The sequence below is a fragment of the Pseudomonas sp. EL_65y_Pfl1_R83 genome (assembly GCF_963970695.1).
Taxonomy (GTDB): Bacteria; Pseudomonadota; Gammaproteobacteria; order Pseudomonadales; family Pseudomonadaceae; genus Aquipseudomonas; species Aquipseudomonas tritici.
This window is the reverse complement of the sequence record NZ_CAXAQI010000002.1, coordinates 317,467-339,684: the sequence shown is the minus strand read 5'-3', so window position 1 is coordinate 339,684 and position 22,218 is coordinate 317,467. Positions and strand designations below refer to the sequence as shown.

Sequence of the window (22,218 nt, the reverse complement as noted above, 5' to 3'; positions counted from 1 at the left end):
GTAACGGATATGTACTCAAAACCCAATCAGCTCTTATGCAGCTTACTCATCAACTGCGCCTCAGCCTGAGTCAACCCACACGACTGCGTCAGCTCATCCACCGTAGCCCCCATCCCCACCAACTTGGCGGCCTGGGCAAACGACAGACTCGATGGATCCCGCTGCTCAATCTGCGACAGCTTATCCGGCAACGGCGCAAGAATCGCGCGCAGTTCATGCACCTCATTCCCAACCTTCACCGCACTCTGCTGGAAATGATCGACCCGCTTTACCAACTCAAGCACGCGCCGGTCACGCACAGCATCGCGCTCGGCCTGCTGCAATAACAACTCGCGTTGCTGGCGCACATAGCGCAGCAGAAATGCCAACGTCCCGGCCCACAACAGGGCCAGGACAACTACCGCTGCTTCAAGAAACAATCAGATGTTCTCCAGATCCGACCATTCTTCTTCGCTCATCATCTTGTCCAGCTCAACCAGAATCAGCAGCTCGCCGTTCTTGTTGCACACGCCCTGGATGAACTTGGCGGACTCTTCGTTACCCACGTTGGGCGCGGTTTCAACTTCGGATTGGCGCAGGTAGACCACTTCGGCCACGCTATCGACCATGATCCCGACCACTTGCTTGTCGGCCTCAATGATGACGATACGCGTATTGTCGTTGACTTCGGTGGACACCAGGCCGAAACGCTGGCGGGTGTCGATCACCGTCACCACGTTGCCGCGCAGGTTGATGATGCCCAGCACGTAGCTCGGCGCACCCGGTACCGGGGCGATCTCGGTGTAGCGCAGCACTTCCTGCACGCGCATCACGTTAATGCCATAGGACTCGTTGTCCAGTTTGAAGGTAACCCATTGCAGGATCGGATCATCCAAACCTTGTGCGGACGCTGACTTGTTCATACCACTGACCCCTTCAAATGCCGTTTTACACGGCGTGTGTGCTTCGCTGACCGCATTCACATGCGGCCCTTATTGTTCAATCAACTACGTTTAGTTATTGGCATCGACTTGGCGGCGCCACTGGCGATCAACTCGGCCAGTTCGGAAACATCAAGCAACGCGCACATGTGTTCAATCACGGTGCCCGCCAGCCAAGGCCGTTGACCCCGATGGCTGCGCCATTTGATTTCGTTCGGGTCCAGGCGCAACGAGCGGCTGACTTGATGCACGGCCAGCCCCCACTCGTAGCCCTGCACCGAGATCACGTATTGCAAGCCTTGGCGGAAGTCATCACGGTAGCGGTCAGGCATGACCCAGCGCGCGGTATCGAGGACTTTCAAGTTGCCAGCCTGGCTGGGCAGGATGCCGAGGAACCACTCCGGTTGCCCGAACAGTGGCGTCAGTTCCTGGCCTTCCAGTGAATAAATCGAGCCCAGGCACACCAGCGGCACCGCCAGGGTCAACCCGGCGACGTCGAACAGCAGGCATTCAAACGGCTCTGCAGCCCAGCTCGGGCGGCCATCACCGGTCACCGGCGGCGGCGTGATGCTCGGCGGCAGGTGCACGTCCACCACCGGCTCGACCACGACGGGTGCGACCACCACAGGCGCGACCACAACCGACGTAATCGGCACCACGACCTGCGCATCTCGGGCTTGCTCTTCCAGTACCGCCAACTGGAATTCATCCAGCACGGCTAATGGTTCAACAGCCGGCTCCAGCACCAGGATAGGTTCCGGCAGTTCTTCCGCGGTCGCATCCTGCAGCAAGGCATCCAGGTAGGATTCCAGTGCCAGTTGCGGCCGGGTCTTGAGTTTGGTGGGCCGGTTCATCACGCCACCTGCGCCACAAGCTGCTGGGACAGCAGGTGCTTGAGCAATGCGCGGTAGGCAAGTACGCCACGGCTCTTGCCGTCGAACTGCGACGGTGTGAGGCCTGCACGGCTGGCGTCACGCAGGCGCGTGTCCACCGGGATGTAGCCGTTCCAGATGGTATCCGGGTAGGCATCGCGCAATACGCGCAGGGTGCCGAGGGACGCCTGGGTACGGCGGTCGAACAAGGTCGGCACGATGCTGTACGGCAGCGCCTGCTTGCGCGAGCGGTTGATCATCGCCAGGGTGCTGACCATGCGCTCCAGGCCTTTAACCGCCAGGTGTTCGGTCTGCACCGGGATCACCAGTTGTTGGCTGGCTGCCAGGGCGTTGACCATCAACACGCCAAGCAACGGCGGGCTGTCGATGATCGCGTAATCGAAATCCTGCCACAGTTGCGCCAGGGTCTTGGCGATCACCAGGCCCAGTCCGCTCTGCCCCGGCGACTGGCGCTCCAAGGTGGCCAGGGCGGTGCTGGAGGGCAACAAGGAAATGCTTTCGCTGCTGGTAGGCAGCAGCAGTTGGCCCGGCAAATCGGCAGGCACACTGCCTTTGTGCAGGAACAGGTCGTAGTTGCTGTGTTCCAGCGCATCCGGGTCGTAGCCGAAATAGCTGGTCATGGAGCCGTGAGGGTCCAGGTCCACCACGACCACACGCTTGCCCGCCTCAGCGAGCAAACCGGCTAAGGCGATGGAGGTGGTGGTCTTGCCGACTCCACCTTTTTGATTGGCAACTGCCCAGACTCTCATTCGGTTAGTTCCTCCCGGCGGGCACAGGCGCGACCGAGACATTGCATAGGGTTATTGAGCCGGCGACGGAGAATTGACGGCACTCTGACGAACCGGCGGCTTTGCAAGTGCCGGTGCAGTTTGTGTGCCAGCCCGCCTCAACGCGGCATCCGGAGTTGCATTGGCGGTGCCGGTACCGGTCAGGCTGCGGCGCACATCCAGGTTGCGCGACACCACCAGCACCACCCGACGATTGCGTGCGCGGCCTTCTACCGTGGCGTTATTGGCCACCGGCTGGAACTCGCCGTACCCTACCGACGCCAAGCGCCCGGGGTTCACGCCCTGCATCGCGAGCATGCGCACGATGCTCGACGCCCGTGCTGCCGAAAGCTCCCAGTTGGTCGGGTACTGCGCGGTGGCGATCGGAAAATTGTCGGTAAAGCCTTCAACGTGGATCGGATTTTCGAACGGCTTCAGAATCGCCGCTACCTTATCAATGATGGTGAATGCCTGGTCGCTGGGCATCGCATCGGCGCTGGCGAACAGCAGGCTGGAATTAAGCTCGATCTCCACCCACAACTCATTGCCACGCACGGTCATCTGGTTGGAACGGATCAAGTCGCCAAACGCAGCACTGATGTCGTCGGCGATGCTTTTCAGCGGATCGCTGGTGCCACCCACGCCAGCAGCGGTTTCATCGCTGTCGTTGACCAGCGGCTTGGCCGGGGTCACGGTCTTGGGCCGTTCTTCGCCGATCGGGATCGGCTTGAGGGCGCGGTCGGCGTCGTTGAACACGCCAATCAGCGCCTGGGAAATGACTTTGTACTTGCCTTCGTTAATCGACGAGATCGAGTACATCACCACGAAAAACGCGAACAGCAAAGTGATGAAGTCCGCGTAGGACACCAGCCACCGTTCATGGTTGACGTGTTCTTCAGGCTCGCGACGGCGACGGCTCATAATCGATATCTCCCATCAATCCATGAAGCCCTGGAGCTTCAATTCGATGGAGCGCGGGTTCTCGCCCTCGGCAATCGACAGAATGCCTTCGAGCAACATTTCGCGGTAACGCGACTGGCGCATGGCAATCGACTTGAGCTTGCTGGCCACCGGCAACAGCACCAGGTTGGCACTCGCCACGCCGTAGATGGTGGCGACAAATGCCACGGCAATGCCGCTGCCCAGTTGCGATGGATCGGCGAGATTGCCCATCACGTGGATCAAGCCCATCACCGCACCGATGATGCCGATGGTCGGCGCGTAGCCGCCCATGCTTTCATAGACTTTGGCGGCGTTGATGTCACGGCTTTCCTGGGTGTAGAAATCCACTTCCAGGATGCTGCGGATCGCTTCCGGCTCGGCGCCGTCCACCAGCAACTGCAAGCCTTTGCGCGCGTAACTGTCGGGCTCGGCATCGGCCACGCCTTCCAGGCCCAGCAGGCCTTCCTTGCGTGCGGTGAGGCTCCAGTTGACCACGCGGTCGATGCCGCCTGGCAGATCCACGCGAGGTGGGAAAATGATCCATATCAGAATTTGCATGGCGCGCTTGAACGAGCTCATGGGCGACTGCAGCAACGCCGCGCCCACAGTGCCGCCGATCACGATGAGCGCCGCCGGGCCGTTGGCCAGGGCGCCGAGGTGGCCGCCCTCAAGGTAGTTGCCGCCGATGATTGCGACAAACGCCATGATGATGCCGATCAGGCTCAAGACATCCATCAGAGGCAGGCCTCCACCAGATGCTTGCCAATATCGTCCAGGCTGTAAACGGCGTCGGCCAGGTCCGCTTTGACGATGGCCATGGGCATGCCATAGATCACACAGCTGGCTTCGTCCTGCGCCCAGATGGCGCTGCCGCCCTGCTTGAGCAGGCGCGCGCCTTCACGGCCGTCGGCGCCCATGCCGGTGAGCACCACCGCCAGAACTTTGTCGCCGTAGGACTTGGCGGCCGAACCAAAGGTGATATCCACGCACGGCTTGTAGTTCAGGCGCTCATCGCCCGGCAGGATTTTGATCGCACCACGGCCATCCACCATCATCTGCTTGCCACCCGGGGCCAGCAGCGCCAGGCCAGGACGCAGGATGTCGCCATCCTCGGCTTCCTTGACGCTGATGCGGCACAACTTGTCCAGGCGCTCGGCAAAGGCCTTGGTGAAGGCGGCAGGCATGTGCTGGATCAACAGGATCGGCGCCGGGAAGTTGGCCGGCAGTTGGGTCAATACGCGTTGAAGGGCAACCGGGCCGCCCGTGGACGTACCGATAGCAACCAGCTTGTAGGCTTTACGCTTGGGTGCAGGCGAATGTGCACTTGGCGCAGACGCACGTGTCGGCACCACGGCAGGCCGTGCAACGGAGGCCGGGGCTGGGGCTGGGGCTGGGCGACTGAATGAGGAACTAGCGGGTGCAGCAGGGGCCACCACCGGTGCAGGCGCTGGCGCGCTGAACAAGCTGCGACGGTTACTGCGCGAAATGCTGTGCACCTTCTCGCACAGCATCTGCTTGACCTTCTCGGGGTTGCGCGAGATGTCTTCGAAATTCTTCGGCAGGAAGTCCACCGCGCCAGCGTCCAACGCGTCGAGGGTCACTCGGGCGCCTTCGTGGGTGAGCGAGGAGAACATCAATACCGGGGTTGGGCAGCGTTGCATGATGTGCCGAACTGCCGTGATGCCATCCATCATCGGCATCTCGTAGTCCATGGTGATCACGTCCGGTTTCAACGCAATGGCTTGATCAATCGCCTCTTTACCGTTGGTGGCCGTGCCAACCACCTGGATCGTTGGATCGGCGGAAAGAATTTCCGAGACGCGGCGACGGAAGAAACCCGAATCGTCCACCACCAGGACCTTGACTGCCATAAACACTCCGTTAGGCGGGGCGGGCTAACCGCCCTGCCCCACCAGAATCAAATACGCCGAGCGGCGTAACGCTTGAGCATGCTCGGAACATCGAGAATCAGCGCGATCCGACCGTCACCGGTGATGGTCGCACCCGACATGCCCGGGGTTCCCTGCAGCATTTTGCCCAAAGGCTTGATGACCACCTCTTCCTGGCCAACCAACTGATCGACGACAAAGCCGATACGCTGGGTGCCCACGGAGAGAATCACCACATGGCCTTCGCGCTGCTCTTCATGGGCAGCCGAAGCGACCAGCCAGCGCTTGAGGTAGAACAGTGGCAACGCCTTATCGCGCACGATCACCACTTCCTGGCCGTCCACCACGTTGGTGCGCGACAGGTCGAGGTGGAAGATCTCGTTGACGTTGACCAGCGGGAAGGCGAAGGCCTGGTTGCCCAGCATCACCATCAGGGTCGGCATGATCGCCAGGGTCAACGGCACCTTGATGACGATCTTCGAGCCCTGGCCCTTGGTCGAGTAGATGTTGATTGAGCCGTTGAGCTGGCTGATCTTGGTCTTCACCACGTCCATGCCCACACCGCGGCCAGACACATCGGAAATCTCGGTCTTGGTCGAGAAGCCCGGGGCAAAGATCAGGTTGTAGCATTCGCTATCGGTCAGGCGGTCGGCGGCGTCCTTGTCCATCACGCCACGCTTGACCGCGATATTGCGCAATATGGCCGGGTCCATGCCTTTGCCGTCATCGGTGATCGACAGCAGGATGTGGTCGCCCTCTTGCTCCGCCGCAAGGATCACCTTGCCGCCACGGGACTTGCCCGAGGCTTCGCGCTCTTCCGGGGTTTCCACGCCGTGGTCGACGGCGTTGCGCACCAAGTGGACCAGCGGGTCGGCCAGGGCCTCGACAAGGTTCTTGTCGAGGTCGGTTTCTTCACCCACCAGCTCCAGGTTGATCTCTTTCTTCAACTGGCGCGCCAAGTCGCGAACCAAACGTGGGAAGCGGCCGAAGACTTTCTTGATCGGCTGCATCCGCGTTTTCATCACGGCGGTTTGCAGGTCGGCAGTCACCACATCCAGGTTCGACACGGCCTTTTGCATGGCTTCATCGCCGCTGCTCAGGCCCAGGCGCACCAGGCGGTTACGCACCAGTACCAGTTCGCCGACCATGTTCATGATGTCGTCCAGGCGCGCGGTATCAACGCGCACGGTGGTTTCGGCTTCACTGGCAGGTTTTTCCGCAACCGGTGCGGCGGCGGCACGCGCTGGCGCCGGCGTTGCGGTCGGTGCTGGAGCAGGCTTGGCCGCTGGTGCTGGCGCAGCGGCTTTGGCAGCCACCGGTGCAGCCGTGGCGACTGCAGCGGCCGGGGCAACTTCGCTGAACTTGCCCTTGCCATGCAATTCGTCGAGCATCGACTCGAATTCGTGATCCGAAATCAGGCCATCAGCGCCGGGGGCGGCGCTGGCAGGTGCGGCGCTGGCAGCCGGTGTTGCAGCCGGCGCACCGACCGCCGGCAAGGCGTCGGCCGCAAAGGTGCCCTTGCCATGCAGTTGGTCCAGCAACGCTTCGAACTCATCGTCCGTGATGTCCGTGCTGGCGGTAGCGGCAGGCGCTTGCGGCGCAGCAGCAGCAGCAGCAGCAGCAGGCGGCACGGCGTCGGCCGCGAACTGGCCTTTGCCATGCAACTGGTCGAGCAGGGATTCGAACTCAGCGTCAGTGATGTCTTCGCTGGTTGGCGCGGCAACAGGCGCAGGCGGTGCTTCTGCCTCGGCCTTCACGGCACTGAGGGAGTTGAGCAACTGCTCGAACTCGCTGTCAGTCACGTCCGGCTCGGCCTCAGCCACTGGCTCGGGCGCCGCTTCTGCTAACGGCGCAGCCGACAGGTCGGCGGGCTCCGCATAACGTGCCAGGGCAGCCAACAGTTCCGGCGTGGCCGCGGTGATCGGGGCACGTTCGCGGACTTCGCTGAACATCCCGTTGACCGCATCCAGTGCTTCGAGAATCACGTCCATCAACTCCGAATCAACGTGACGCTCCCCCTTGCGAAGGATGTCGAACACGTTCTCGGCGATGTGGCAGCACTCCACCAGCTCATGGAGCTGGAGGAAGCCGGCGCCCCCTTTTACAGTGTGAAAACCGCGAAAAATTGCATTGAGCAGGTTCGCATCATCTGGTCGGCTTTCCAGCTCGACCAGCTGTTCGGACAGTTGCTCTAAAATTTCGCCGGCCTCTACAAGGAAATCCTGAAGGATTTCTTCATCGGCGCCGAAGCTCATGTGGGTGCTCCTTAGAAGCCTAAACTGGATAACAGGTCATCAACATCATCCTGACCCGATACAACGTCTTCACGTTTATCGGCATGAATCTGCGGACCTTCACCCTTGGCGAGATGTTTTTGTGGATCTTTTTCCGAGAGGATCGCTTCGCGGTCATGTTCGATACCGGCAAAACGGTCTACCTGGCCTGCCATAAGCACTAATTTGAGCAAGTTGCTTTCCACTTCGGTGACCAACTGGGTCACACGCTTGATCACCTGGCCGGTGAGGTCCTGGTAATCCTGGGCGAGCAGAATGTCGTTGAGGTTGCTGGAAACCGTGCGGTTTTCCTGCTCGCTGCGTGACAAGAAACCTTCGACCCGACGCGCCAGCTCACGGAACTCTTCAGCCCCGACTTCGCGACGCATGAAGCGGCCCCAGTCAACGCTGAGGGCCTGGGCTTCGGTGGCCATGCCATTGACCAGGGGCGTGGCATTTTCCACCAGGTCCATGGTGCGGTTGGCCGCCGCCTCAGTCAGCCTGACCACGTACGACAGGCGTTCGGTGGCATCGGTGATTTGCGAAATTTCTTCGGCCTGGGGCATATGCGGGTCAATCTGGAAATTGACGATCGCACTGTGCAGCTCGCGCGTGAGCTTGCCCACTTCCTGGTACAGGCCGCGGTCACGGGTCTGGTTGAGCTCATGGATCAACTGCACCGCGTCGCCGAAATGGCCTTTTTCAAGGCTGTCGACCAACTGGTGAGCATGCTTTTTCAGGGTTGACTCAAAGTCTCCCTGTGACGTTTCTTTATGCTCCATAGCTCCCCCGCGATGGCATTAGCCGTGGATGCGTTCGAAGATTTTTTCGATCTTCTCTTTCAAGGCCAATGCAGTGAATGGCTTGACCACGTAACCGTTAACCCCGGCTTGGGCGGCTTCGATGATCTGCTCACGCTTGGCTTCGGCGGTCACCATCAGCACAGGAAGGCTGCGCAGCTTTTCGTCAGCACGCACGTGGCGCAGCAAGTCGATACCGGTCATGCCCGGCATGTTCCAGTCTGTTACCAGAAAGTCGATGCTGCCGCTGTTGAGGATCGGAATGGCTGTGATGCCGTCATCCGCCTCGACCGTGTTAGTGAACCCAAGGTCACGCAACAGGTTTTTTATGATCCGCCGCATCGTTGAGAAGTCATCAACGATGAGGATTTTCATGTTCTTGTCCAATTCGACCTCCAAGCAGTCTTAAACGCGCCCAGCACCTGGACGCGCCATTTCATTCAACAGGCATTACACAAAAAGGACTGCCGGGGCCACCACGGGTCGAACCCGCGACGGTCAATCACCGTCGCGGTATCGTCTGCAGTGTCCCCACACTGCCTGTCAGCGCGCTCGCCACTCTCCCAAACGCCCCCGCAAGCGGGCTGCGCACTGGCTATGCAACTGGCTGACCCGCGATTCACTGACCCCCAGGACCTCACCGATTTCCTTGAGGTTCAGCTCTTCGTCGTAGTACAGCGCCAACACCAGCCGCTCCCGCTCCGGCAAATTGGCAATCGCTTCCGCCAGCGCCCCCTGGAAGCGTTCATCTTCCAGGTCGCGCGATGGCTCCATATGAGCGCTCGCGCCGTCCTCGTGCAGCCCTTCGTGTTCGCCGTCCTGCAACAGGTCGTCGAAACTGAACAAGCGGCTGCCCAAGGTATCGTTCAAAATCCCGTAGTAATCGTCGAGACTCAATTGGAGTTCGGCCGCAACTTCGTGATCTTTAGCGTCGCGACCGGTTTTTGCTTCAATTGCGCGAATTGCGTCACTGACCATGCGCGTATTGCGGTGTACCGAACGCGGCGCCCAGTCGCCTTTACGCACTTCATCGAGCATCGCGCCACGTATACGGATACCCGCATACGTCTCGAAACTCGCCCCCTTGCTCGCGTCGTATTTGGTCGACACTTCGAGCAAGCCGATCATGCCAGCCTGGATCAGGTCTTCGACCTGGACGCTGGCGGGCAGGCGTGCCAGCAAGTGATAGGCAATGCGCTTGACCAAGGGCGCGTAGCGCTCGATCAACTCGCCCTGGCTGTCACGGGCAGACTTCTTGTAAGCGTTGTAGCCGTTCGCTGTCATAGCACCGGTCCTGCGCTCGTCTGATGAACCAATCGCTCGACGAAAAACTCCAGATGCCCCCGAGGGTTGGCGGGCAACGGCCAGGTATCGACCTTCTGGGCAATAGCCTTGAACGCCAATGCGCATTTGGAACGAGGGAACGCTTCGTAGACTGCACGCTGCTTTTGCACAGCCTTGCGCACACACTCGTCGTAGGGAACTGCGCCAACGTATTGTAAGGCGACATCGAGGAAGCGGTCCGTGACCTTGGTCAACTTGGCGAACAGATTGCGCCCTTCCTGCGGGCTCTGGGCCATGTTGGCCAGGACGCGGAAGCGGTTCATGCCGTGGTCGCGGTTAAGCAGTTTGATCAGGGCGTAGGCGTCGGTAATCGAGGTGGGTTCATCGCAGACCACCAGCAAGACTTCCTGCGCAGCGCGCACGAAGCTGACCACTGACTCGCCGATCCCGGCGGCGGTGTCGATCACCAGCACGTCGAGGTTGTCGCCGATATCACTGAACGCCTGGATCAGGCCGGCATGCTGCGCCGGGCTCAGGTGCACCATGCTCTGGGTGCCAGAGGCCGCCGGCACGATGCGGATGCCACCGGGGCCCTGCAGCAGCACATCGCGCAGCTCACAGCGGCCCTCGATCACATCGGCAAGGGTGTGTTTAGGCGTCAACCCCAGCAGAACGTCGACGTTCGCCAGCCCCAGGTCAGCATCCAGCAGCATGACGCGACGGCCAAGCTCTGCCAGGGCCAGGGACAAATTCACTGACACGTTAGTTTTCCCGACGCCACCTTTGCCGCCGGTCACCGCGATCACCTGTACGGGATGCATGCTGCCCATTTTATTTCTTTACCTTGTCTTGCTTAGACGCAGGCTACATGGCTTGGCCGCATGAATCGTTTGCAGACCATCGATGTAGATACATTTCATTGCGTTCATCCTGACCTCAACCCACCCGTTTTGCGGGGCTGTGGTAAAGATCGGCGAACATATCGGCCATCGCTTCCTCGCTAGGCTCTTCTTGCATTTGCACGCTGACTGCACGGCTGACCAACTGATGACGGCGCGGCAGATGCAGATCATCCGGAATCCGCGGCCCGTCGGTCAGGTAGGCGACCGGCAATTCATGACTGATGGCCAGGCTCAGCACTTCACCCAGGCTCGCTGTTTCATCGAGCTTGGTGAGGATGCAACCGGCCAGGCCACAACGCTTGTAACTATGATACGCAGCGGTAAGAACCTGTTTCTGGCTGGTGGTTGCAAGCACCAGGTAATTCTTCGACTTGATGCCACGCCCGGCCAGGCTTTCCAGCTGCATGCGCAAGGCCGGGTCGCTGGCTTGCAGGCCGGCGGTATCGATCAGCACAACGCGCTTGCGCAGCAACGGGTCGAGAGCGTTGGCCAGGGACTGGCCCGGGTCAACGTGGGTCACCGGCACATTGAGGATTCGGCCCAGGGTCTTGAGCTGTTCCTGGGCGCCAATACGGTAGCTGTCCATGCTCACCAGCGCGATGTTCTGCGCGCCGTACTTGAGCACATAACGCGCCGCCAGCTTGGCGAGGGTGGTGGTCTTGCCCATGCCGGCAGGGCCGACCATGGCAATCACACCGCCCTCTTCCAGAGGTTCGATTTCCGGCGTGGTGATCATCCGCGCCAAATGGGCCAGCAACATGCGCCAGGCCTGGCGGGGTTCTTCGATTTCGGTGGTCAGGGCCAGCAGGTCACGCGACAGCGGGCCGGACAGGCCGATGCGTTGCAGGCGGCGCCACAGGTTGGCCTGTTGCGGCTTGCTGCCTTGCAACTGCGTCCAGGCCAGCGAGCCTAGCTGCACTTCGAGCAGTTCGCGCAGGCCGTTGAGTTCAAAACGCATCGAGTCGAACACACGCTGGTCGACGCCAGCTGCCGGGGCTGGCGCGGCAGGGCGCGGCGGTTCTTTGAAGGTCGGCTCAACCAACGGCTCGGAAGCCGTCAGCGGCAAGCCGGCGAACAATTGGCGATTGGTGGTGGCATCGCTGTCGCCACGCATGCTCAGTTCAGCCTGGGCCGAGACAATGCGCGACGCCGTCTTGCGCAGCTCGTCTTCGAGCTCCATGTTCGGCACGCGCGGCGCCAGTGCCGAGGGGGTGTAATCCAGGGCAGCCGTCAGCTCGACACCGCCGGCAATACGACGGTTTCCGATAATCGCGGCGTCGGCGCCCAGCTCATCACGAACCAGCTTCATGGCCTGACGCATATCGGCGGCGAAAAAACGCTTAACTTGCATAACCCACTACCCTCAGCCGTTCGGCCCTACTGTCGCGACGATAGTCACTTGCTTATTGTCAGGAATTTCCTGATAAGCCAAAACGTGCAAATTCGGTACTGCCAGGCGTCCAAACCGCGACAACATCGCCCGGACGGGGCCTGCCACCAGCAGGATCACTGGTTGGCCCTGCATTTCCTGGCGCTGTGCGGCGTCGATCAACGAACGCTGCAGCTTCTCAGCCATGCTTGGCTCCAGCAGGACGCCCTCTTCCTGGCCAAGCCCGGCCTTCTGAATACTATTGAGCAAAATCTGTTCCAACCTTGGTTCCAAGGTGATCACAGGCAGCTCGGAGTCAAGCCCTACAATGCTTTGCACGATTGCGCGGGACAATCCGACGCGCACCGCAGCCACCAGAGCGGCAGTATCTTGACTCTTGGCGGCATTGTTGGCGATGGCCTCGGCGATGCTGCGAATGTCGCGCACCGGTACTTGTTCGGCCAGCAGCGCCTGCAGCACCTTGAGCAATTGCGACAGCGAGAGGATGCCCGGCACCAGCTCTTCGGCGAGTTTTGGCGAGGCTTTGCCGAGCAAACCCATCAATTGCTGGACTTCTTCGTGGCCGATCAGCTCGTGGGAGTGCTTGTAGAGGATCTGATTGAGGTGGGTGGCGACCACGGTGCTGGCGTCGACCACGGTGTAACCGAGGGACTGCGCCTGGCTGCGCTGACTGATTTCGATCCACACCGCGTCCAGGCCAAAAGCCGGATCTTTGGCGGTGATGCCGTTGAGACTGCCGAATACCTGCCCTGGGTTGATCGCCAACTCGCGGTCCGGGTAAATCTCGGCTTCGGCCAGGATCACGCCCATCAAGGTCAGGCGGTAGGCGCTTGGGGCCAGGTCGAGGTTGTCGCGGATATGCACGGTGGGCATCAAGAAGCCCAGGTCCTGGGACAGCTTCTTGCGCACACCCTTGATCCGCGCGAGCAATTGGCCGCCCTGGTTGCGGTCTACCAGCGGAATCAGGCGGTAGCCCACTTCCAGGCCGATCATGTCGATCGGCGTCACGTCATCCCAGCCCAACTCCTTGGTTTCCTGGGCGCGGGCCGGGGATGGCAGCAGCTCCTGCTGACGCGCAACATCCTGCAAGGCCTGCGCCTTGACGGCGTTTTGCTTTTTCCAGAACAGGTACGCAGCGCCACCGGCAAGGGCGGCCATGCTCAGGAACGAGACATGAGGCATGCCCGGCACGATACCCATGATCGCCATGATGCCTGCCGCCACGGCCAACGCCTTGGGCGATGCAAACATCTGCCGGCTGATCTGCTTGCCCATTTCTTCGGAGCCCGAAGCACGGGTCACCATGATCGCTGCAGCTGTGGATAACAACAGTGATGGCAATTGCGCCACTAAACCGTCACCGATGGTCAGCAAGGCATAAACCTTGCCCGCCTCGCCAAAGGTCATGCCGTGCTGGAAGATGCCGACCGCGACGCCACCGATGAGGTTGATGAACAGGATCAGCAAGCCAGCGATGGCGTCACCGCGCACAAATTTGCTGGCACCGTCCATGGAACCGTAGAACTCGGCCTCCTGGGCCACTTCGATGCGGCGCGACTTGGCTTGGTTCTGGTCGATCAGGCCGGCGTTGAGGTCGGCGTCGATGGCCATCTGTTTGCCGGGCATCGCGTCGAGGGTAAAACGCGCGCTCACCTCGGAAATCCGCCCGGCACCCTTGGTCACCACTACGAAGTTGATGATCATCAGGATCGCAAACACCACGATACCGACCACGTAGTTACCGCCGATCACCACCTCACCGAAGGCCTGGATCACCTTACCGGCCGCCGCGTGGCCGTCTTGGCCGTTGAGCATCACCACGCGGGTGGACGCCACGTTCAGCGCCAGCCGCAGCAGCGTCGCGATCAGCAGAATGGTCGGGAATACCGCGAAATCCAGCGGCCGCAAGGCGTATACGCAAACCAGCAGCACGACGACCGACAGGGCAATGTTAAAGGTGAAGAACACGTCCAGCAGGAACGGCGGCATTGGCAACATCATCATTGCCAGCATCACCAGCAACAACAACGGCACACCCAGATTGCCCCGCGAGAGGTCAGTCAGGGTGGTACGTGCCGTGCCGAGCATTTGAGAGCGATCCACCACCGGTATTCCTCGTATCCCTTGAAGCAAAGTTTTGACGCCGGGAGGCGTCCTGAAGGCGTTATTGCAAGAAGCCTTCCAACTTTTGTTTTCCCGCTTAGATCGCTTCTGGCTTGAGCTGTGATGACCTCACAAGCAACCGAACTCCCAAGTGTGAATCGATTCAAATGAGGGGGCGCACGGGGCGCCGCACAGCTGATTGGGATGGCGGAGCGAGTGCTCGATGGCGCCGAACAACCGACGCTATTGATCAGCTTCACCTTCGTCCCGAGTGATAACCCCAAACCCCTTCTGCGCGTTAAACCATTTCACCGTACCGGTTGCCATTGCCGCTCTCCTGACATCTCGCTCAAGGACATTAGGGATAACTCTGGCTTCGCACGCAAAGACGCCATCGGGCCGGTGAATCATGCAAAATTCCACTCGCTGGCCCACCGCAAGCCAGATGCAGCGTGAACCCAAGAGATCCACTTGCACGTCGTCCCCACCTTCCAGGGCAATCCAACCTTTCCCAGTCTTGCGGTCATAAGATTTGACCGTGCCTCTGAACATCCTCCCCCCTCTCCTGCATCTCGTTTACAGCCTGCGCGCAGTGCTGGCTGTAGTAGAACTGCGGGAAGCACAAGATGGCTACTGTCAAATATGACAGGTAGACGGAAGATCATGAGGCGTGGTAAGGCGGAGATGATCAGGAGTCGCGGCGTAATTCAGGCGGGATTGGCAAGTCTTTCAGCGGGTCCGGGCGCTTGCCCTTGCCCGCACGGTATTGGCGGATCTGATAGACATAGGCCAGCACCTGAGCCACGGCGAGGTACAAGCCGGCGGGGATTTCCTGGTCGAGGTCGGTGGAGTAGAAGATCGACCGCGCCAACTCCGGCGACTCCAGCAACAGGATGTTGTTGGCCACCGCAATCTCACGAATCTTAAGGGCCGTAAAGTCACTGCCCTTGGCCAACAACATCGGCGCCCCCCCCTTCTCCGGGTCGTACTTGAGGGCCACGGCATAGTGCGTCGGGTTGGTGATGACCACGTCGGCGTCGGGCACCGCGGCCATCATCTTGCGCTGGGACATTTCCCGTTGCAGTTGGCGAATACGCTGTTTCACCTCGGGGCGGCCTTCCGAATCCTTGTGCTCGTCGCGCACTTCCTGCTTGGTCATCAGCAGTTTCTTATGGCTTTCCCACAGCTGGATCGGCGCATCCACGGCGGCAATGATGATCAGCCCGGCGGCCATCCACAGCGCGCTCCAGCCCACCACCTGCACGCTGTGAATGATCGCCGACTCCAGCGGTTCATGGGCGATGCGCAGCAGGTCGTCGATATCCGACGAGAGCACCATCAGCGCCACAAACAAGATCAGAATGAATTTGGCCAGGGCCTTGAGCAACTCCACCAGAGCCTTGGCGGAAAACATGCGCTTGAGCCCGGCACCGGGGTTCATTCGACTGAATTTGGGGGCCATGCTGCCGGCGGCGAAGAGCCAGCCGCCGAGGGCGACCGGGCCGATCAGCGCGGCCAGCAGCAAGGTGATCAGGATCGGCTGCACCGCCAGGAGCGCGATTTTCCCCGAGTGCAGCAGGTACTGGCCCATGGCGTCAGGGTTGAGCAGCACCTCGCGGGGCAAGGCGAAGTTGTGCTTCATCAACTCCATCAAGTCCAGCGCCAGGCCACCGCCGTAGATCAGCAAGGCGCCGGCGCCGGCCATCATGGTCGCAACCGTGTTGAGCTCTTTGGAGCGCGCAATCTCGCCCTTTTCCCTGGAGTCCTTTTTACGTTTCTCCGTGGGGTCTTCTGTTTTGTCCTGACCACTCTCGCTCTCGGCCATGGCTCAGCGCGCCCGTGCCAGATCACGTAAGAACTGCAGGGCGTCGGTCGCCAGCGGTTGATACTGATTGAGAATGTCAGCCAGGCCGACCCAGAAAATCCCCATGCCCAACACCAGGGTCAACGGGAAACCAATCGAAAAAATGTTCAGTTGTGGCGCCGCGCGGGTCATCACGCCAAACGCGATGTTGACCACCAGCAACGCAGTGATCGCCGGCAACACCAGCAATAGCGAGGCGCCCAACACCCAACCCAAGCGCCCCACGATTTCCCAGAAGTGATTGACCACCAGCCCCGAGCCGACCGGTAAGGTGGTGAAGCTCTCGGTCAACACCTCGAACGCCACCAAGTGCCCATTCATCGCCAGGAACAGCAGGGTCACCAGCATGGTCAGGAACTGCCCGATCACCGCCGCCGACACACCGTTGGTAGGGTCGACCATGGACGCGAAGCCCATGCCCATCTGGACCGAGATGATTTGCCCGGCAATGACAAAGGCCTGGAAAAACAGCGAGAGGGAGAACCCCAACATCGCGCCGATCAGGACCTGCTCGGCAATCAGCAGCAGTGCGCTGAGGTCGATGGCATTCACCGGCGGCATCGGTGGCAAACCCGGCACGATCACTACGGTAATCGCCACCGCAAAGTACAGGCGCACGCGCCGTGGCACCAGGGTCGTGCCGAACACCGGCATGGCCATCAACATCGCCGTTACGCGGAACAGCGGCAGGATGAAGGACGCCACCCAGGTGCTGATCTGGGTGTCGGTCAATGCCAGCAAAGACTGCATCGGGTCAGCCGATCAACTGCGGAATACTGCCGTACAACTGCAGGATGTATTCCATGAAGGTCTGTACCAGCCACGGGCCGGCAACGATCAGCGTGACCAGCATTACCAGCAGGCGCGGCAGGAAACTCAAGGTCTGTTCGTTGATCTGGGTCGCGGCCTGGAACATCGCCACCAGCAGGCCCACCAACAGGCTCGGGACGACCAGCACGGCGACCATCAAGGTGGTCAGCCACAGCGCTTCACGAAACAGGTCGACGGCAACTTCAGGTGTCATCGCGCTATACCCCGCCGAAACTGCCGGCCAGGGTGCCGATAATCAGCGCCCAGCCGTCCACCAACACAAACAGCATGATCTTGAACGGCAACGAGATGATCAGCGGCGACAGCATCATCATACCCATCGCCATCAGCACGCTCGCCACCACCAAGTCGATGATCAGGAACGGAATAAAGATCATGAAGCCGATCTGGAACGCGGTCTTCAACTCGGACGTGACAAACGCCGGCACCAGGATGGTCAGCGGCGCCTGGTCCGGGGTGGCGATGTCGGTGCGCTTGGACAGGCGCATGAACAGCTCAAGGTCGCTGGAGCGGGTCTGCGACAGCATGAAATCCTTGATCGGGACCTGGGCTTTGTCGATCGCATCCTGGGCGGTCATTTTCTCCGCCAGGTACGGTTGCAGCGCTTGTTGGTTCACCTTGTCGAACACCGGCGCCATGATGAACATCGTCAAGAACAACGCCATGCCGGTGAGGATCTGGTTCGACGGCGTCTGCTGCAGGCCCAGGGCCTGGCGCAAGATGGAGAACACGATGATGATCCGCGTGAAGCTGGTCATCAGCATGACAAACGCCGGGATAAAGCTCAGCGCGGTCATGATCAGCAGGATCTGCAGGCTGACCGAATACTCCTGCGCCCCGGCCGCATTGGTGCCCAGCGTAATGGCCGGGATCGACAGCGGGTCGGCGCCAAACGCCAATGGCGCAGCCAGCAACAGCATGAGCGTCAATAAAACGCGCATTACTTCTTATCCTTCTGATCCTTGCCCAGCAACTCCATCAGGCGCTGAGCGAATTCTGGCGTGGCGGGCTTGGACGGGTCCACGTTCACCGGCGTCTTGAGCACGTGCAGCGGAGTGATGCGTCCGGGGGTAATGCCCAGCAGGATCTGCTCCTCACCCACTTGCACCAGCACCAGCCGATCACGCGGGCCGAGGGCACGGGAGCCGATCATTTCGATCACCTGGCCGTTGCCCGGGCCCACGCGCTGTACGCGGCGCATCAGCCAGGCCAGCGCAAAAATCAAGCCGACCACCAGCAACAGGCCCAGCACCAGCTGAGTGAGCTGCCCGCCGACACTGCCCACGGGCGCAGCGGCGGTCTGGGCCGCCGGCTCAGCGGCCCAGGCGTCCAGGGGCAATGCGACTAACAGTCCCACGATCAGCCGTTTCATATCAGCGCAACTTCTTGATGCGTTCGCTCGGGCTGATCACGTCCGTCAGGCGGATGCCGAACTTTTCGTTGACCACGACCACTTCGCCGTGAGCAATCAGGGTGCCGTTCACCAGCACGTCCAACGGCTCGCCGGCCAGGCGGTCGAGCTCGATGACCGAGCCCTGGTTGAGTTGCAGCAGGTTGCGGATGTTGATTTCGGTGCTGCCGACTTCCATGGAGATCGACACCGGAATGTCGAGAATCACATCCAGGTTCGGGCCGTCGAGGGTCACCGGGTCGTTGTTCTTCGGCATGCTGCCGAACTCTTCCATTTGCAGGCGATTGCCGGCCGGTGCAGTGGCGGCGTCAGCGGCCAGCAGCGCATCGATATCGTCTTGGCCAACATCGCCGGTTTCTTCCAGGGCAGCCGCCCATTCGTCAGCCAGGGCCTGGTCTTCGGCGGAAGTGTTTTCGTGTTCGGTAGCCATTACATGTCCTCGGCGGAGCAAACTTTCATAAATTAATTAGGGCGAATCAGCGACGGTTGATCGGCTCGACCACTTGCAGTGCCAGGTTGCCCTTGTGGGAGCCGAGCTTGACCTTGAACGACGGCACGCCGCTGGCGCGCATGATCATTTCTTCCGGCAATTCGACAGGGATGATGTCCCCCGGCTGCATGTGCAAAATATCGCGCAGACGCAACTGGCGACGGGCCACGGTGGCGCTCAGCGGTACGTCGACATCCAGCAGGTCTTCGCGCAGGGCCTTGACCCAACGTTCGTCCTGGTCGTCCAGGTCGGACTGGAAGCCAGCGTCGAGCATTTCGCGCACCGGCTCGATCATCGAGTACGGCATGGTCACGTGCAGGTCGCCGCCGCCGCCATCGAGTTCGATGTGGAACGTCGACACCACAATGGCTTCACTGGGGCCGACGATGTTGGCCATGGCCGGGTTCACTTCCGAGTTGATGTACTCGAAATTGACTTCCATGACCGCCTGCCAGGCTTCCTTCAAGTCGATGAAGGCTTGCTCCAGCACCATGCGCACCACCCGCAGTTCGGTGGGGGTGAATTCACGGCCTTCGATCTTGGCGTGACGGCCGTCGCCACCGAAGAAGTTGTCCACCAGCTTGAACACCAGCTTGGCGTCAAGGATGAACAGCGCAGTGCCGCGCAGCGGCTTGATCTTGACCAGGTTGAGGCTGGTGGGCACGTACAGCGAATGCACGTACTCACCGAACTTCATCACCTGCACACCGCCCACCGCCACGTCCGCCGAACGGCGCAACATGTTGAACATGCTGATGCGGGTGTAACGGGCGAAACGTTCGTTGATCATCTCCAGGGTCGGCATGCGCCCACGGACGATGCGATCCTGGCTGGTGAGGTCATAACTTTTGACGCTGCCGGGTTCGGCAGCCATTTCGGTCTGTACCAGACCATCGTCGACACCATGCAGCAGCGCGTCGATTTCATCCTGGGACAGCAGGTCTTGCACGGCCATGTCGTGATCCTACTGCAATACGAAATTAGTGAAGAGCGCTTGTTCGATCACGACTTTGCCGAGTTCCTTCTGGGCCACTTCCTGCACACTGGCAGTGACCTTCTGGCGCAGCATTTCCTGGCCTACCGGGGTGGCAAGTGTGTCGAAGCTCTGGCCGGAGAACAGCATCACCAAGTTGTTGCGGATCACTGGCATATGCACCTTGAGGGCATCCAGGTCCGGCTGGTTACGCGCCAGCAAGGTGATGCTCACCTGCAGGTAGCGTTGACGACCGTTCTGATTGAAGTTGGCGACAAAGGCCGGAAGCATCGGCTCGAAGATTGCCGGTTGCTTGACGTTACTGGCGGTTTCAGCGGCGGCTGCCGGTTTGGCGGCACTGCTGTGCATGATGTACCAGGTGCCACCCACCGAGGCGCCGATGGCCAGGAGCAGGCCCACGACTATCAACAGGATAAGCTTGAGCTTACCTTTGCCTGCGGGTGCTTTTACTGCGTCGTCGCTCTTCGCCATGCCAATAATCCGTCACTATTCGGGGATTCATAGATCTACGGAAAGGCAAGAGCAAGTGTTATGCCAGAGTTGTCTGGTAGACAGGGACAGATGTCACGCTGGATATCCCATGTGGGAGTGGGCTTGCTCACGAATGCGGTGTGTCAGTTAATCCATCTGTCACTGATCCACCGCATTCGCGAGCAAGCCCGCTCCCACATTTAGGCCTGTGCAGAGTTCGAGTCAGGCGTAGTAATCGACAGCGCTGGAGCCGATCACCGTAGAGGTCACAGGCGCGACAGCTTCAGCCACGTCAACGTGAGCGCCGTTGTCGCCGCTGTCACCACGCCCGCTGCCGCCGCCCACTCCACGGGTCTGGGCCTGCGGCTGTTGTTGTTCCTGACCACGAGACTGGTCAGATACGTTCACATCCACCTGCCCCATCCCCTGCTGGGCAAACATCTCGCGCAACCGCCCCGACTGGCTTTCCAGCGCCTCACGCACCACCGGGTGGGCGCTCATGAAGTTGACCTGGGCCTGCTGGTCGGCGGTCATGTTGACCTTGATATCCAGACGACCGAGTTCAGCCGGCTGTAACTGGATCTCCGCCGACTTGAGGTTGGCGCTGGACAGGTACATCACGCGGTTGACGATTTCGTCGGTCCAGCCGCTCTGGTGCATGGCCAATGGCGCATTAGTCACCGGCGGCAAGGCATTGGCGGTTTTCGGCGTGGCGGCTTGAGTCAACGCGGCCAAACGGTTGGCGAAGTCATCGACACGGGTGTCGCTGCTGGCGTTCTTCAGGTCCTTGAGCCCGTCCTCGATCAGCCCACTGAACGCTTTGTCCCCGCCTTGGTCAGTGCTGTCCTTGGTAGCTTGCTGGTCGACCATTGTGGCCAGGCCAGCAGCAAAATTCTGCGCGGCGGTCGGCTGATCCTGGGTCGGGGCCGCTTTCGCCTGCGCCTGGCTGCTGGCAGACACATGACCGCCCTGCTCCATCGCCAGGCGCACGGCCGGCATGGCATCCAGGGGATCAGCTTCCGGGTCGAAGGCCGGCTTGGCCTCCTCGGTTGCTGCGATCGGTGCCGCGACTACCGGCTGAGCCTTGTCATCCTTGGCGGTGGTCAGGGGCGCGGGGGTTTCTACCGGTATTACCGGCACAGCCACCGGGGTGACGGTGGCAATCAATGCCGGGTCGACCACCGGATCAGCCGGAGGCTGCTGCACGAGGGTCGGGTCGGACGATGCGTCGTCGTCTTTGCTGGCAGAGTCGTCGGTCTTGGCCGGCGGGGTGGCAGGCAAGGGTTTGCCGCTATCGGCAACCGCTGGCGTGCTGGCGGCAGGTTTGTCGTTGCCCGCTGCAGGTTTGGCACTTGCATCCGAAGACTTGCCGGCAGTGGGTTTGGGCGAGTTATCGTCGGCCTTGACCGTGGGTTTGGCGCCTTGGCTGGCGAACACTTGAGCGAAGCCAGGGCCCGTGTCCCGTGGGGTCGCAACCGCTGCCGGTGGGTTGGCGACGGGTGCTTGAGGCTTGGCCGCGGGGGCAACCTGAAGGAGCGAATTCGGGGCGACTGGCATAGGTAAAGGTCTCCACTGCATGGGGATCGGGGATGCAGTATCAGGAGGTAGAGCAAGAGTTGGGCCAGGTTTCTTGTTGGACTGGTTTTATTGTGTACATATCCGTTTCTGCGGTTACGGCTGCTATTGGTTCCGCCCTTACGGCGGCTCACTTTGGAAAAGAGCCCCAAAGTAAGCAAAGGGCTCTTGCCCCAACACTCGGCACCTCGCCTAGGCTCGGTGTGCCCGTAATCCGACATTGATTTGGGGGGCCGCCGCCAAGCGCCATCCATGGCGCGGGGCGGCTAAACCGGCATCCCTGCCGGTTTACCCCCCAAATCCATGTCGAATTCCGGCCTGCGTGTTTAACGGGGCGCCTCAGATCAAGATCACAAGCCAGATCAAGAGCAGATCAAGAGCAGGTTGATATCTGCCTGATGAATGGAGATTTAAATTGT

24 protein-coding genes are annotated in these 22,218 nt (G+C 60.6%); all 24 read right to left on the bottom strand.

Going from position 1 to position 22,218, the window contains the following annotated elements; translation table 11 throughout:
• Nucleotides 1-26 precede the first annotated feature (26 nt).
• Nucleotides 27-419 carry a DUF2802 domain-containing protein gene (locus AACY08_RS03775; RefSeq protein WP_339468150.1) on the bottom strand — a complete coding sequence of 131 codons (393 nt, stop codon included), beginning with the start codon at nucleotides 417-419 and terminating at the stop codon, nucleotides 27-29.
• Nucleotides 420-902 carry a chemotaxis protein CheW gene (locus tag AACY08_RS03770; protein ID WP_339416588.1) on the bottom strand — a complete coding sequence of 161 codons (483 nt, stop codon included), beginning with the start codon at nucleotides 900-902 and terminating at the stop codon, nucleotides 420-422.
• An 80-nt stretch (nucleotides 903-982) separates the two neighbouring features.
• Nucleotides 983-1,774, bottom strand: coding sequence for a CheW domain-containing protein (locus AACY08_RS03765; RefSeq protein ID WP_339436302.1), 792 nt, complete (start codon nucleotides 1,772-1,774; stop codon nucleotides 983-985).
• Entirely contained in the window at nucleotides 1,774-2,562 is a 789-nt protein-coding gene (locus AACY08_RS03760) for a ParA family protein (RefSeq protein WP_339468148.1), read from the bottom strand. Before AACY08_RS03760 ends, AACY08_RS03765 begins: the two co-directional genes overlap by 1 nt.
• A gap of 51 nt (nucleotides 2,563-2,613) precedes the next feature.
• Complete coding sequence (gene motD / locus AACY08_RS03755; RefSeq protein ID WP_339416591.1) at nucleotides 2,614-3,501, bottom strand: flagellar motor protein MotD; 888 nt, start codon at nucleotides 3,499-3,501, stop codon at nucleotides 2,614-2,616.
• A gap of 15 nt (nucleotides 3,502-3,516) precedes the next feature.
• A complete protein-coding gene (locus AACY08_RS03750) occupies nucleotides 3,517-4,257 on the bottom strand; it encodes a flagellar motor protein (RefSeq protein ID WP_033900785.1) in 741 nt (246 codons plus the stop codon).
• The gene (locus tag AACY08_RS03745) at nucleotides 4,257-5,393 is read right to left on the bottom strand and encodes a protein-glutamate methylesterase/protein-glutamine glutaminase (protein WP_339468146.1); all 1,137 of its coding nucleotides are present in this window, start codon (nucleotides 5,391-5,393) and stop codon (nucleotides 4,257-4,259) included. Before AACY08_RS03745 ends, AACY08_RS03750 begins: the two co-directional genes overlap by 1 nt.
• A 47-nt stretch (nucleotides 5,394-5,440) precedes the next feature.
• Nucleotides 5,441-7,666 carry a chemotaxis protein CheA gene (locus AACY08_RS03740; RefSeq protein WP_339468144.1) on the bottom strand — a complete coding sequence of 742 codons (2,226 nt, stop codon included), beginning with the start codon at nucleotides 7,664-7,666 and terminating at the stop codon, nucleotides 5,441-5,443.
• Between the two features lie 11 nt (nucleotides 7,667-7,677).
• On the bottom strand, nucleotides 7,678-8,466 hold the full coding sequence (locus tag AACY08_RS03735) for a protein phosphatase CheZ (RefSeq protein WP_090399987.1): 789 nt from the start codon (nucleotides 8,464-8,466) through the stop codon (nucleotides 7,678-7,680).
• A gap of 18 nt (nucleotides 8,467-8,484) precedes the next feature.
• Nucleotides 8,485-8,859, bottom strand: coding sequence for a chemotaxis response regulator CheY (locus AACY08_RS03730; protein ID WP_015885173.1), 375 nt, complete (start codon nucleotides 8,857-8,859; stop codon nucleotides 8,485-8,487).
• 168 nt (nucleotides 8,860-9,027) lie between these two features.
• Nucleotides 9,028-9,768, bottom strand: a complete 741-nt coding sequence (gene fliA / locus AACY08_RS03725) for an RNA polymerase sigma factor FliA (RefSeq protein ID WP_049712165.1) — start codon at nucleotides 9,766-9,768, stop codon at nucleotides 9,028-9,030.
• Nucleotides 9,765-10,598, bottom strand: coding sequence for a flagellar synthesis regulator FleN (gene fleN, locus AACY08_RS03720; RefSeq protein WP_339416596.1), 834 nt, complete (start codon nucleotides 10,596-10,598; stop codon nucleotides 9,765-9,767). The genes fliA and fleN overlap by 4 nt, the downstream gene beginning before the upstream one ends.
• A gap of 106 nt (nucleotides 10,599-10,704) precedes the next feature.
• Nucleotides 10,705-12,021 carry a flagellar biosynthesis protein FlhF gene (gene flhF / locus AACY08_RS03715; RefSeq protein WP_049712164.1) on the bottom strand — a complete coding sequence of 439 codons (1,317 nt, stop codon included), beginning with the start codon at nucleotides 12,019-12,021 and terminating at the stop codon, nucleotides 10,705-10,707.
• A 12-nt stretch (nucleotides 12,022-12,033) separates the two neighbouring features.
• The gene (gene flhA, locus AACY08_RS03710) at nucleotides 12,034-14,148 is read right to left on the bottom strand and encodes a flagellar biosynthesis protein FlhA (RefSeq protein WP_445261413.1); all 2,115 of its coding nucleotides are present in this window, start codon (nucleotides 14,146-14,148) and stop codon (nucleotides 12,034-12,036) included.
• 258 nt (nucleotides 14,149-14,406) lie between these two features.
• Complete coding sequence (locus AACY08_RS03705; RefSeq protein WP_339427463.1) at nucleotides 14,407-14,490, bottom strand: cold-shock protein; 84 nt, start codon at nucleotides 14,488-14,490, stop codon at nucleotides 14,407-14,409.
• 361 nt (nucleotides 14,491-14,851) lie between these two features.
• Nucleotides 14,852-15,988 carry a flagellar biosynthesis protein FlhB gene (gene flhB, locus AACY08_RS03700; RefSeq protein WP_339455454.1) on the bottom strand — a complete coding sequence of 379 codons (1,137 nt, stop codon included), beginning with the start codon at nucleotides 15,986-15,988 and terminating at the stop codon, nucleotides 14,852-14,854.
• Nucleotides 15,989-15,991: 3 nt separating this feature from the next.
• Nucleotides 15,992-16,777, bottom strand: coding sequence for a flagellar biosynthetic protein FliR (gene fliR / locus AACY08_RS03695; protein ID WP_339468139.1), 786 nt, complete (start codon nucleotides 16,775-16,777; stop codon nucleotides 15,992-15,994).
• 4 nt (nucleotides 16,778-16,781) lie between these two features.
• Nucleotides 16,782-17,051 carry a flagellar biosynthesis protein FliQ gene (gene fliQ, locus AACY08_RS03690; protein WP_003192936.1) on the bottom strand — a complete coding sequence of 90 codons (270 nt, stop codon included), beginning with the start codon at nucleotides 17,049-17,051 and terminating at the stop codon, nucleotides 16,782-16,784.
• A gap of 4 nt (nucleotides 17,052-17,055) precedes the next feature.
• Nucleotides 17,056-17,799 (bottom strand): flagellar type III secretion system pore protein FliP, encoded by a 744-nt coding sequence (gene fliP / locus AACY08_RS03685; RefSeq protein ID WP_339455451.1) that lies wholly within the window; start codon nucleotides 17,797-17,799, stop codon nucleotides 17,056-17,058.
• Complete coding sequence (gene fliO / locus AACY08_RS03680) at nucleotides 17,799-18,230, bottom strand: flagellar biosynthetic protein FliO (RefSeq protein ID WP_339468137.1); 432 nt, start codon at nucleotides 18,228-18,230, stop codon at nucleotides 17,799-17,801. Before fliO ends, fliP begins: the two co-directional genes overlap by 1 nt.
• A 1-nt stretch (nucleotide 18,231) precedes the next feature.
• Complete coding sequence (gene fliN / locus AACY08_RS03675; RefSeq protein ID WP_339416606.1) at nucleotides 18,232-18,699, bottom strand: flagellar motor switch protein FliN; 468 nt, start codon at nucleotides 18,697-18,699, stop codon at nucleotides 18,232-18,234.
• Between the two features lie 46 nt (nucleotides 18,700-18,745).
• Nucleotides 18,746-19,714: a flagellar motor switch protein FliM gene (fliM, locus tag AACY08_RS03670; protein WP_339416607.1), complete on the bottom strand. Its 969-nt coding sequence runs from the start codon at nucleotides 19,712-19,714 to the stop codon at nucleotides 18,746-18,748.
• Nucleotides 19,715-19,723: 9 nt separating this feature from the next.
• Nucleotides 19,724-20,224 carry a flagellar basal body-associated protein FliL gene (fliL, locus tag AACY08_RS03665; protein WP_339468135.1) on the bottom strand — a complete coding sequence of 167 codons (501 nt, stop codon included), beginning with the start codon at nucleotides 20,222-20,224 and terminating at the stop codon, nucleotides 19,724-19,726.
• Between the two features lie 222 nt (nucleotides 20,225-20,446).
• Nucleotides 20,447-21,781 (bottom strand): flagellar hook-length control protein FliK, encoded by a 1,335-nt coding sequence (locus AACY08_RS03660; protein ID WP_339468133.1) that lies wholly within the window; start codon nucleotides 21,779-21,781, stop codon nucleotides 20,447-20,449.
• Nucleotides 21,782-22,218 lie beyond the last annotated feature (437 nt).